We start from the raw sequence: 11,633 nt of genomic DNA on the forward strand, positions 1-11,633 counted from the left end.
CCAGGCGGTCGGAACCCTGATGCGGTTCGAGGCCGGCGCCTGGGAGGCGCTCACACCGGCCGAGGGCGTCCTGGCCTGGGTCAAGGACGAGAACCAGCTGGTCGCCTTCGACGGCGCGGCCTGGACCCCGCTGTCGGCGACCTTCCGTAGCCTGACCGCCGCGGCGTCGCCGAACCTCGCCAACACGCGGCTCGAGATCCTGGAGCAGGAGGTCACCCTGTCGGGCGCCTCGACGGCGACTAGCATCGCGATCCCGAACCGCGCCATCGTGCTGGCGGTCTCGACCCGGACCACCGTCGCGATCACCGGCGCGACCGCCTACAACTGCGGTGTCTCGGGCGACGCCAGCAAGTTCGGCGGCTCTCTGGGCGTGGCCAAGAATTCCAGCAACATCGGGGTGGTCGGACCGACGGCCTACTACGCCGACACGCCCGTGGTGATCAGCGCCGTCGGCGGAAACTTCGTCGCCGGCAAGGTGCGGGTGGCGATCCACGTGATGCGCTTCGACGCTCCGGCGGCGGTCGTCTAGATCCTCCCCCCGCGCGGCGGGGGAGGTGGCCCAGAGGGCCGGAGGTGGCAAGCTGGGCGAACGCCGTGTTGGCCCCCTCAGTCGCTCCGCGACAGCTCCCCCATATGACGGGGGAGCATCTTCGGCGCCTTGACCAGCGTCAGCCCCTCCGCTACACGCCGCCTCACCTTTGGGGAGTAGCCGCCCGCGCCTATCAGCGGGCCCCGCCGTCAACACACTTGGTCCTCTTTTTTCGAGAGGGGAACCATGGCGCGGGGAAGGGAAGCGGACCTGACGCTTCCTTGGCGAGACCAATGGCGCCGATTTCCATCCGGGCCGGGTGGGCGTCGACGCTATTGGCATGCGCCCGGCCCGGAGGACTATTTCAGTGGAAGCCCTGCTCGTCTCGACCCTGGTCGTGGCCATCGCCGAGATCGGCGACAAGACCCAGCTTCTGGCCATCATCCTGGCCACGCGGTTCAAGAAGCCCATCCCCATCATTCTCGGCATTCTGGTCGCCACCCTGGCCAACCACGCCCTGGCCGCGACCGCCGGCTACTGGGTGTCGGACTTCCTGAGCGGCGTCTGGTTCAAATGGGCGATCGCCATCTCGTTCATCGCCATGGCCGCCTGGGCGCTGATCCCCGACAAGGCCGACGACGAGGAAGCCGGCGGCGCGAGCCGGTACGGCGTCTTCCTGACCACCACCATCGCCTTCTTCCTGGTCGAGATGGGCGACAAGACCCAGATCGCCACGGTGGCCCTGGGCGCCAAGTTCCACTCCATCGCCTGGGTCGCCGCCGGCACCACCCTGGGCATGATGATCGCCAACGTCCCGGCCGTGTACCTGGGCGAGGCCGCGACCAAGGTCGTGCCGCTGAAGTACGTCCGCATCGGCGCGGCGGTGATCTTCCTGGGGCTGGGTCTGTGGCAGGTGGCGGAGCTGACAGGGTTTCTCAGATAGACCTTGAAAGCTGTCATCCCGGCCAAGTGCGAAGCACGCCGAGCCGGGACCGCCGGAAGCGCTGGGCTTTCCGCGATCCCGGCTCTCCGCTGCGCTACGGCCGGGATGACAATGATGAGGGAGCCGCTATGACGGGCGAAGCAAGGAGTTCGCCCCCTTATGACCCAACGCGGCTGGGAGTTCTGGATCGATCGCGGCGGCACCTTCACCGACATCGTCGCGCGGCGTCCGGACGGTTCTCTGGTCACCCATAAGTTGCTGTCCGAGAACCCCGAGCACTACGCCGACGCCGCCGTGGCGGGCGTCCGGGCGCTGCTCCCCGAGGGGGAGGCGATCGACGCGGTGAAGATGGGCACCACCGTCGCCACCAACGCCCTGCTCGAGCGCAAGGGCGAACCGACGGTGCTGGCGATCACGGCGGGTCATGCCGACGCCCTGCGGATCGGCTATCAGGCGCGGCCCAAGCTGTTCGAGCGCCACATCGTCAAGCCGGAGGCCCTCTACGATCGCGTCGTCGAGATCGACGAGCGGATGAGCGTCGAGGGGCAGGTGCTGCGACCGCTTGACGAGACCGCCGCGCGGGCCGGCTTGCAGGGCGCCTTCGACGCCGGCTTCCGGGCCGTGGCCGTCGTGCTGCTGCACGGCTTCCGCTTCACCGACCACGAAGCGCGGGTGGCGGCGATCGCCCGCGAGATCGGCTTCACGCAAGTGTCGGTCAGCCACGAGGTCAGCCCGCTGATGAAGCTGGTCGGGCGCGGCGACACCACGGTGGTCGACGCCTATCTGTCACCGGTCCTGCGTCGCTATGTGGATCAGGTCGCCAGCGCTCTTCAGACAAAGGAAGATGGGGGCCACGGCGCGCGGCTGCTGTTCATGCAGTCGAACGGTGGCCTGACCGATGCGCGGGCCTTCCGTGGCAAGGACGCCATCCTGTCCGGTCCGGCCGGCGGCGTGGTCGGCATGGCGCGGACGGCCGCCGAGGCCGGGTTCGAGCGCGTGATCGGCTTCGACATGGGCGGCACCTCGACCGACGTCTGCCACTACGCCGGCCAGTACGAGCGGGCGTTCGAGACCGTGGTGGCGGGCGTGCGGATGCGCGCGCCGATGATGAATATCCACACCGTGGCGGCCGGCGGCGGCTCGATCTGCGCCTTCGACGGCGCGCGCCTGCGGGTAGGACCGGCCTCGGCCGGCGCCGTGCCGGGACCGGCGGCCTATCGCCGGGGCGGGCCGCTGACGGTGACCGACTGCAACGTCATGCTGGGCAAGCTGCGGCCGGGGTTCTTCCCCAAGGTGTTTGGGCCCAACGCCGACCAGCCGCTTGACGCCGACGCGGTGACGCGCGGCTTCGAGGCCATGGCCGACGAGATTTTGGCGGCGACCGGCAAGGCCATGTCCCCGCAGGAGGTGGCCGAGGGCTTCGTCACCATCGCCGTCGAGAACATGGCCAAGGCCGTGCGGCAGATCTCGATCCAGCGGGGCTACGACGTCACCCGCTATGTCCTGGCCTGCTTTGGCGGGGCGGGCGGCCAGCACGCCTGCCTGGTGGCCGACGCCCTGGGCATGACCCGGGTGATGATCCACCCGTTCGCCGGCGTGCTCAGCGCCTACGGCATGGGCCTGGCCGACCTGCGGCTGATCCGCGAGGAGACGGTCGAGCGGCCGCTGGACGACGCCGGCGATCTCGCCGAGCGCGCGAAGGTGCTGGCGCGCGAGGCCGAGGCGGCCCTGCTGGCGCAGGACGTGCCGATAGCCTCGGTCGAGACGGTGGCCAGCTTGCGGGTCAAGTACGCTGGGACCGACACGCCGCTGGTCGCGCCGTTCGGCGACGCCGCCGCCGTCCGCGCCGCGTTCGAGGACCTGCACCAGCGCCGCTTCGGCTTTACCTCGCCCGCGACGCCGCTGGTGGTCGAGGCGTTGTCTATCGAGGCGATCGGCCGTTCCGACGCCGGAGAGGCGCCGGACTTGAAATTCGTTGGAGCAATCGAGGCTGGCCCGCTCGCTACTGTCGAAACCCGCATGGCCGGCGCGCTTCACGCCACGCCGGTGTTCGACCGCGACGCCTTGGCCATCGGCGCCGAGGTTCTTGGTCCCGCCATCATCCGCGAAGCCACCGGGACCACCGTCGTCGAGCCCGGCTGGCGCGCGACCGTTGACGCCCGCCTGAACCTGATCCTCGACCGCGTCGTCGCCCTGCCAGCCCGCAAGGCCATTGGGACGCAGGCCGATCCGGTCATGCTGGAGGTGTTCAACAACCTCTTCATGGCCGTCGCCGAGGAGATGGGGTTCGCCCTGCAGAACACAGCCTATTCGGTCAACATCAAGGAGCGGCTGGACTTCTCCTGCGCCCTGTTCGACCGCCAGGGAAACCTGATCGCCAACGCCCCGCACATGCCGGTGCACCTAGGCTCGATGGGCGATAGCGTGCGGGCGATCCGCGGCGCGCGCGAGCATGATGGGCGGGGCATGAAGCCCGGCGACGTCTACATGCTGAACGCCCCCTATAACGGCGGCACCCACCTGCCGGACGTCACGGTGGTCATGCCCGTCTTCGATGCGGCTGGCGGCCTGTTGTTCTATGTCGCCGCGCGCGGCCACCAGGGCGACATCGGCGGGATCACGCCGGGCTCCATGCCGCCGACCAGCAAGACGGTCGAGGAAGAGGGTGTCCTGATCGAGAACTTCCTGCTGGTCGAGGGTGGTCGTTTCCGCGAGGCGGAGACGCGGGCGCTGCTGGCCTCGGGAAGGTGGCCGGCCCGCAATCCCGACCAGAACATCGGCGACCTGAAGGCCCAGATCGCCGCCTGCGCGCGCGGGGCGCAGGCTTTGACGTCGATGGTCGCCGAGTTCGGGCAGGATGTCGTCGAGGCCTATATGGCCCACGTTCAGGACAACGCCGAGGAAGCCGTCCGACGCGTGCTGGCGACGATGCGGAGTGGGGCGTTCGCCTACGAGCTGGACGACGGCGCGGTGGTCAAGGTGGCCATCGAGGTCGATCAGGAGGCCCGCACCGCCCGTGTCGATTTCACCGGAACCAGCGCTCAGGTCCCGACCAACTTCAACGCCCCGGCCTCGATCTGTCGGGCGGCGGCGCTGTACGTCTTCCGCACCCTGGTCGACGACGAGATCCCGATGAACGACGGCTGCCTGCGGCCGGTCGAGCTGGTCATTCCCGAAGGCTCGATGCTGCGGCCGCGCTATCCGGCGGCGGTGGTGGCCGGCAATGTCGAGACCAGCCAGGTCGTGGTCGACGCCCTTTACGGGGCGCTGGGCGTGATGGCCGCCGCTCAGGGGACCATGAACAACTTCACCTTCGGCGACGAGCGGCGGCAGTACTACGAGACCATCTGCGGCGGATCGGGCGCCGGGCCGGACTTCGACGGGACCGACGCGGTCCAGACCCACATGACCAACAGCCGCCTGACCGATCCGGAGGTGCTGGAAGCGCGCTATCCCGTGCTGGTCGAGGTCTTCAAGGTCCGCCACGGCTCGGGCGGCAATGGGACGCATCGCGGCGGCGACGGCGTGGTGCGAAAGATCAGCTTCCGCGAGCCGATGACCGCGACCTTGCTCTCGAACCGCCGACGCGTGCCGCCGTTCGGCCTTGAGGGCGGGGAGGCGGGCGCTTTGGGCGCGGCGAGAATCGAACGGGCCGACGGTTCGGTCCAGGCGATGACCGCCACCGATCTGGTCGAGGTCGGCGCGGGCGACGCCATCGTCATCGAGACGCCGGGCGGCGGCGGCTGGGGGAGTGCGTAATGGCCACGGCTTCGATTTTGTTCGTCTGCCTGGGCAACATCTGTCGGTCGCCCCTGGCCGAAGGCGCCTTCCGAGCCGAGGCCGAGCGGCTGGGTCTGGACGTCGTGGTCGACTCCGCCGGCACTGGCGGCTGGCATGCCGGAGAGCCGCCCGACCCGCGCTCCATCGCCGTGGCCCGCCGCAACGGCGTCGACATCAGCCGGCAACGGGCCCGCAAGGTGACCAAGGACGATTTCCGAGCCTTCACACACATCTACGCCCTGGACGACACCAATCTCGCCGGCCTGCGGGCCCTGGCGCCGCGCGACGCGACGGCGGAGCTGGGGCTGCTGCTGGACCTCGTGCCCGGCCATGAGGGGCGCGCGGTGGCCGACCCCTACTATGGCGACGGCGGCGACTTCGACGTGACCTGGAGGGATGTCGCCATGGCGGCCCAAGCCCTGGCGGCGCGGCTGGCCGATGCGGCGCGCACCGCCAATGAGCAGTGGATATAGGGCGAACTCAGGAGTTTAGTGCAGCGTCGGCCGCTGGATCTCGGCCGGCGCCTCGGGCTCGTCGAACCGCAGCGGCAAGGCCAGATCCTCGGTCGCCAGCGCCATGTTCAGGAAGCGGGCGGTGACGATCACCGCTTCCGGCGCCATCACCAGGCCTTCCAGCAGACGAGCGGCGATCTCCGGCGAGGCGGGGCAGACGCCGCAGGCCGTGATCAGGCGTTGCTCGTCCTCGGCATAGCCTTCGCGGCAGGGCGCGGAGATGCAGAGGGGGCGACGCACCTGGCCTTCGACCGTGGTCATCATCAGGATGAAAGCCGCCGCGACGCGGGACGAAACCAGAGCGCCGGCCTCGCGCGACAACCGCGCGCCCGGTTCCTGACCCAGGACCCGGGCGGTCACCCATTGGCGCAGCATCCACAGCAGGATGCGCTCGCCTCGCGCCAAATCCGTCGGGCCGCAGTCGCTCAGGGTCGTGTCGTGGAAAGGATCGGGCCGCACGCCGAAATCTCCTCGCCCGGCAGGGGGCCGACACCCGCCTAGAGCGACCGATCTCGATGAGCGGCCCGACGCGTCTTGCGAACGCCTCTCAAATAGAGGTGATCCATATTTGAGAGTCAATCGCAAAAACGATCGGTGCGATTATCCGCCGAAACCGCCGCGATAACTGCTGCTGTGGGCGTAGCTGCGGCCGCCGCCGAAACCGCCGCGGGAAACGACGGAGGTGCGGGTCTGGACCTTGGGCGGGGCGTTGCGGATCGCGTCCGGCGGGTCGATGCTTTCGCGTGTGATGACCGTGCGGCCGCTGCCGTAGTCGCGTCCCAGCCGGCCGCCCCAGGTCGAATAGTAGCCGTCGTCGCCGCGATAGAGGCCGGTGCCGCGATAGTAACCGCCGCCGCCGTCCAGCATCCGCCCGATCACGAAGCCGGCCAGCAGGGGCGTGAAGAAGCTGCCGTCGCCGGCCTGGCTGCGCGGCACGCAATTGCCGACGCCGTAGACATCCTCGCACGAGGCCCGGGCCTCATAGCGGGGGGCGTTCTTCTCGTCGTCCTTCTGGGCGGCGGCGTAGGAGGTCTCGCACTGCTGGTCGGGGACCTCGTTGGCCGCCTTGCACTCCTCGAGCGTCTTGTAGCTGAACGCCTCGACCTGTTCGCCGCGGTTGGGGTCCCAGCTGGCCTGGGCGCCGGGATCGTCGCAGCCGGCCAGGGTCAGGCTGGCCGCGCCGGCCAGCATGGTGGTCAGCTGCAGGGAGGCCGAGCGTTTGCGCGTGCTCATCGCTGCGCTCCTCAAGAGGTCATGCAGGCGGCGTTCAGGACGCCGACCGCGATGGAGATCCCGGCCAGATAGACGCCGATCGCGGTCTCGCCGTTCTCGATCCTCGCCTTGACATCGGGCAGGGCGACCAGACGCACGCCGGTGAAGGCCGCGATCTGGATGACGCCGGCCAGGGTCGCCCAGGCGGCGAATTCCACCAGACTGACGGTGTGGCTGAGCGCCGAGGCCAAGGGCAGGACATAGCCGATCAGAGCGCCGGCCAGGGCGATGGCCGCGGCGGCGTTGCCTTGCCGGATCAGCGCCTTCTCGTTGTAGGGCGTCACCCACTGATAGATGTATTTGAAGGCGATGGTGAACAGGCCCGCCGCCACGAAGGCGATCATGAAGGCGATCGCCCCGTCCTGGAATGCGCTGAAGTCGAACATGCGGCGGCTCCCTATGCTCTGAACTCGGCCACCGACAGCGGCAGGCCGATCATCGTTTCTTGCGTCACGTCGCCGTCCTCGGGCTCCGCCGTCAGCGCCAGCAGCAGCTCGCGGCCGTCGCCACCCGAAAGCTCACGGTGGAACAGCATGGTGGTCTGAAACAGGCGGCGGTCGGGCGCGTCGGCCTCGCGATCATAATAGACGTTCTCCCAGAGGGTCACCGGGTCCTGCTGCTCGGCGTCCTCGCCGAACCAGAAGCGGCGATACTCGGGCAGGCCCTCGGGCTGGAACGTCCGTGCGCGCAGGCGCTGGTTCCAGGCGGCCTTGTCGGCGGCGTCGCCCGGATAGGCGCTGGCCCACGGGACGAAGACCGTGAAGTCGTTGGCGCGCTGGCCCTCGCGGTCGTCCGACACGACCTGGAACAGGATCTCGTCGTCCGTATAGAAGCGATGCACGAACGCGCCGTCGTTCAGCTGGATCAGGCCCTGGGCGGTGATCTCCAGCGTGTCGCGGTCGAGGGCGAACCTGGTCTCGGTCCCAAAGCGTCGCCAGGCCAGCGGGTCCAGAACCACGGTCCGGCCGATCGTCACGTTGCGGATGACAGGCAGGGCGGGGCGCGAGGCGTCCTTCCTGCCGAAAAGCTTTCCGAACATCGCGGTTCGCGAGCCCTCAAATTTCCGACTGGCGTTCCTAACTGATGGGTGACGCCAGCTCTACGTCAGGGCGCGCTTGCCCCGAGGTGAAGTCGGACGCAGGATGACGGCGAACCGTGTCTTGTCAAGCGTACATGTTATGCGTACATGTAACGCATGCCTGCCAAACCGACGAGAGGCGCTCAGGCCGCCGAAAGGACCCGCGCGTGGCGTGAAGCCCGTCGGAACGCCGGCTTCGTGAAGATCGAAGTCTGGGCGCCGGCGACCTGCAAGCCCGACATCCTCTCGGCCGTCCAGGCTATCGTCGTGGAGTCGGCCCGCGGGCCGGCCCTGAAGACCAACCCCAACCCTCCCAAGGGCCACAGACACATGGACTCCGTTATCGACACCGCCTGGACGATCCACACCCTGCGCGACGGACTGGTGGAAAGCGCGCTCGTGCGCGAGGACGAGATGACCGTCACCGTGGTCGAGGGCGTCGAGCCCGTGCTGCTGGTGGTCATGCACGAGTTCGGCGATCTGCCGATCTATGTCAGCGGCGGCTCGCTGCAGTTGGTCGTCTCGACCCTGCTGTGGGCGTGCGACGAGCAGAACGACCGCGCGGCCTTCAACGAATTCCTGCTCAAGGCCCAGAAGATCGTGCCCCTGTCGAACTTCGGCATCACCACGGTCGACGGCCGCGACTACTACGAGCTGATGGGCGAGATCTCGTCCAAGACCACCCTGCAGACCCTGGTGATCGAGCTGCGCACCCTGGCCGACAACGCCATCGCCGCCGCCAGCGACCTGCGCGACACCTTCGAAAAAAGCCGCGTCGCGGCCGCTTAAAAGAACAGAGACCTGGAGACCTTCGTATGTCGATCTGGAGCAAGCTCTCGGCCCTGTTCCGTGGGACCGCGCATGACGGCGCGCAGACCATCGTGGACGCCAACGCGCTGAGGATCCTGGACCAGGAGATCCGCGACGCCGACAACGCCCAGGGCAAGGCCCGGGACGAACTGGCCAAGCTGGTCGCCCGCCGCCGCGCCCTGGAGACCGAGGTCGCCCAGCTGACCGACCAGTCGCGCAAGTACGAGTCCTCGGCGCGCGCGGCGATGAGCAAGGGCGACCAGGCCCTGGCCCTGGAAGTGGCTCAGCGCATCGCCGATCTCGAGAAGGATGCGGGTCAGAAGTCGACCCAGATGACCGAGCTGCGCGCCGCCGAGGAGAAGCTGCGCACGATCATCGCCCAGACCGACACCAAGGTCGAAGCGCTGCGTCGCGAGATCGAGATCGTCAAGGTCAACGAGAGCGTCCAGAAGGCCCAGGCGGCCGTGATCTCGCGCTCGGGCTCGGCCAGCGGCGTCGTCGGCTCGGCGGCTGACAGCCTCAAGCGCATCAAGGAGCGCCAGTCGGTGCGCGAGGAGCAGTTCAAGCTCCATAACGAGGCCGAGGAGCGCAAGACCGGCGCGGATCTCGACGCAAAGCTGGCCGCGGCGGGCATCCTGCCGGGCGGCGGCGGAGCCGAGGACGTGCTGGCCCGCCTGATGGCGCCTAAGGACGAGGCTCTGCCATCGCCGCTGCTGGCGATCGAGGACAAGGCGAAGGCCGGTTCCAAGGACGCCTGATGCGCCGCCTCTCCCTGACTCCTCGGCCGGACTGGAAGTCCAAGGCCGAGGCGGTCGGCTTCACCTGGCATCACGCCGACGGCCGTCGCTACTGGGACGAGCGGGCCGTCTACGCCTTCACGTTGGAGGAGGTCGAGGGCCATCTGGAGCCCGCGACCGAGTCGCTGCACAAACTCTGTCTGGATCTGGTCGACGACGCGGTGAAGAGCGACGCGCTGATGGCGCGCCTGCAGATCCCCGAAGCTTCCCGCGATGTGGTCGCCGCCTCGTGGACGGCGCGCGACCCGTCGCTCTATGGCCGCTTCGATTTCTTCTACGACGGGGCCGGGCCGCCCAAGCTCTACGAATACAACGCCGACACGCCGACCAGCGTCTATGAAGCCGCCGTCTTCCAATGGCTGTGGCTGGAGGACCTGATCCAGCGGGGCGTGTTGCCCGAGAGCACGGACCAGTTCAACAGCCTGCACGACCGGCTGGCCGAGCGGTTCAAGGCGATCTTTCCGAACGGTGGCTTCGTCCACTTCGCCAGCGATCCGGACTTCGTCGAGGACCGCCAGACGGTGCGGTTCCTGGAGGACATGGCGCGGCTGGCGGGGCTTGAGCCGAAGTTCGTCCCGACGACGGAGATCGGCCTGGACGCCGACGGACGCTTTGTCGACCAGGACAACTACATCATCGGCGCGATGTTCAAGCTGTACCCGTGGGAGGACATGCTGCGCGAGCCTTACGCCGCCAACATCGCCGGCTCCAAGACCCTGTTCCTGGAACCGCCGTGGAAGGCGGTGCTGTCCAACAAGGCGCTGCTGCCGCTCTTGTGGGAGCGACACCCAGGCCATCCGAACCTGCTGGAGACCTATTTCGACGACGATCCCAAGGTCGAGCGTCTGGGCTCCAGCTACGCCCGCAAGCCGCTGTTCAGCCGCGAAGGCGCGAACGTCGAGCTTTGGAAGGACGGCCGCAGGGGCAGGGTGCTGGACCAGGGCTATGGCGCCGAGGGCTGGATCCGCCAGGAGCTGAAGCCGCCTCCCAGGTTCGGCGTGAACTATCCGGTGGTCGGCTCCTGGGTCGTCGGCGACCAGCCGGCCGGCGTGGGCGTCCGCGAGGATCGGGGACGGGTGACGCGCGACCGCTCACGCTTCGTGCCGCACATCATCGAGGGCTAGAGCCCGCGGAGCACCGCGACCGCCTCGGCCACCGCCGCCTGGCTCGTGTCTCGCAACTCGGGCGGGACGAAGCCCATCTCGCCCAGCTTCGAGGCCGGGTCGGCCCCGGGGACCGGGCCGCCGAACGAGCCGTGGACCTCGCGCACCCCGGTCCGGCTCACCAGGCTGGCCAGGTTGCCCGGCCGAACGCCGGCTCCGGCCATCACGCCGATGCAGCCGGCCGCCCGCGCGACGAGCTCGGCGATGCGCTCGGCCCCGGCCTCGGCCGTCAGGGCCCCGCCCGAGGTCAGCACCCGCTCGAAGCCCAACGCGATGGCCGCCTCCAGCGCGGCCGCCTGGTCGGGAACGATGTCGATCGCGCGATGCAGGGTCAGGCCCAGGCCCTGGGAATGCTCGACCAGGATCTCCAGAACGTCGAGATCCAGTTCGCCGTTGGCGCGGCTGGCGCCGATCACGACCCCGGCCAGGCCATACAGCCGGACCGCGTCGATGTCCCGCCGCATGGCGTCGATGTCGCCGTCGTCGTAGCAGAAGTCACCGTTGCGCGGCCGGATCATCGAATAGACGGGAATCGGCGCCTGCGTCGCCAGCGCCATCAAGCCCGGCGCCGGCGTCAGGCCCTGCAAGCCGAGGGCCGCGCAAAGTTCGATGCGATCCGCGCCACCGGCGATCGCCGCCGCCAATCCGGCGGGCGTATCGACACAGACTTCCAGCAGGATGCGCCCTTCCACGAGATTGTTGGCGGCGGTCATGATCTCTCTCCGGTCGTGATACGGATTCGGCGGTCT

Annotated in this window: 12 protein-coding genes; 7 read left to right on the top strand and 5 right to left on the bottom strand. The window is 68.8% G+C overall.

The genetic code is table 11. The features are described 5' to 3' along the window. From VJ655_RS19065 to VJ655_RS19080, 4 genes are all read left to right on the top strand, one after another. Positions 1 to 529 (top strand): DUF2793 domain-containing protein (locus VJ655_RS19065; protein WP_324113832.1); only part of this gene is annotated, 529 nt, incomplete at its 5' end. A gap of 367 nt (positions 530 to 896) precedes the next feature. Then, on the top strand, positions 897 to 1,472 hold the full coding sequence (locus VJ655_RS19070) for a TMEM165/GDT1 family protein (protein WP_324113834.1): 576 nt from the start codon (positions 897 to 899) through the stop codon (positions 1,470 to 1,472). 159 nt (positions 1,473 to 1,631) lie between these two features. Beyond that, positions 1,632 to 5,231, top strand: a complete 3,600-nt coding sequence (locus VJ655_RS19075) for a hydantoinase B/oxoprolinase family protein (RefSeq protein ID WP_324113836.1) — start codon at positions 1,632 to 1,634, stop codon at positions 5,229 to 5,231. Next, entirely contained in the window at positions 5,231 to 5,725 is a 495-nt protein-coding gene (locus VJ655_RS19080; protein WP_324113838.1) for a low molecular weight protein-tyrosine-phosphatase, read from the top strand. Before VJ655_RS19075 ends, VJ655_RS19080 begins: the two co-directional genes overlap by 1 nt. A gap of 15 nt (positions 5,726 to 5,740) precedes the next feature. On the opposite strand, the gene VJ655_RS19085 is transcribed toward VJ655_RS19080, so the two are convergent. The 4 genes from VJ655_RS19085 to VJ655_RS19100 all read right to left on the bottom strand — a co-directional run bounded on the left by VJ655_RS19085 (position 5,741) and on the right by VJ655_RS19100 (position 8,075). Continuing rightward, entirely contained in the window at positions 5,741 to 6,223 is a 483-nt protein-coding gene (locus VJ655_RS19085) for a hypothetical protein (protein WP_324113840.1), read from the bottom strand. A gap of 141 nt (positions 6,224 to 6,364) precedes the next feature. Then, complete coding sequence (locus VJ655_RS19090) at positions 6,365 to 6,997, bottom strand: DUF1190 domain-containing protein (protein ID WP_324113842.1); 633 nt, start codon at positions 6,995 to 6,997, stop codon at positions 6,365 to 6,367. A gap of 11 nt (positions 6,998 to 7,008) precedes the next feature. After that, positions 7,009 to 7,422, bottom strand: coding sequence for a DUF350 domain-containing protein (locus tag VJ655_RS19095; protein ID WP_324113844.1), 414 nt, complete (start codon positions 7,420 to 7,422; stop codon positions 7,009 to 7,011). An 11-nt stretch (positions 7,423 to 7,433) separates the two neighbouring features. Next, entirely contained in the window at positions 7,434 to 8,075 is a 642-nt protein-coding gene (locus tag VJ655_RS19100; RefSeq protein ID WP_324113846.1) for a YjfK family protein, read from the bottom strand. A 156-nt stretch (positions 8,076 to 8,231) separates the two neighbouring features. Between VJ655_RS19100 and VJ655_RS19105 the strand changes: the two genes are divergently transcribed. The 3 genes from VJ655_RS19105 to VJ655_RS19115 are packed head-to-tail and all read left to right on the top strand — an operon-like array spanning position 8,232 to position 10,845. Continuing rightward, entirely contained in the window at positions 8,232 to 8,903 is a 672-nt protein-coding gene (locus VJ655_RS19105; protein WP_324113847.1) for a YjfI family protein, read from the top strand. Positions 8,904 to 8,929: 26 nt separating this feature from the next. Beyond that, positions 8,930 to 9,682, top strand: a complete 753-nt coding sequence (locus VJ655_RS19110) for a PspA/IM30 family protein (RefSeq protein WP_324113849.1) — start codon at positions 8,930 to 8,932, stop codon at positions 9,680 to 9,682. Further along, positions 9,682 to 10,845, top strand: a complete 1,164-nt coding sequence (locus tag VJ655_RS19115; RefSeq protein WP_324113851.1) for a glutathionylspermidine synthase family protein — start codon at positions 9,682 to 9,684, stop codon at positions 10,843 to 10,845. Before VJ655_RS19110 ends, VJ655_RS19115 begins: the two co-directional genes overlap by 1 nt. Here the strand turns inward: VJ655_RS19115 and VJ655_RS19120 are convergent. Further along, on the bottom strand, positions 10,842 to 11,597 hold the full coding sequence (locus VJ655_RS19120; protein ID WP_324113853.1) for a copper homeostasis protein CutC: 756 nt from the start codon (positions 11,595 to 11,597) through the stop codon (positions 10,842 to 10,844). The two genes, VJ655_RS19115 and VJ655_RS19120, sit on opposite strands and share 4 nt — an antisense overlap. Positions 11,598 to 11,633 lie beyond the last annotated feature (36 nt).

Source organism: Caulobacter sp., assembly GCF_035254145.1.
Lineage (GTDB): Bacteria > Pseudomonadota > Alphaproteobacteria > Caulobacterales > Caulobacteraceae > Caulobacter.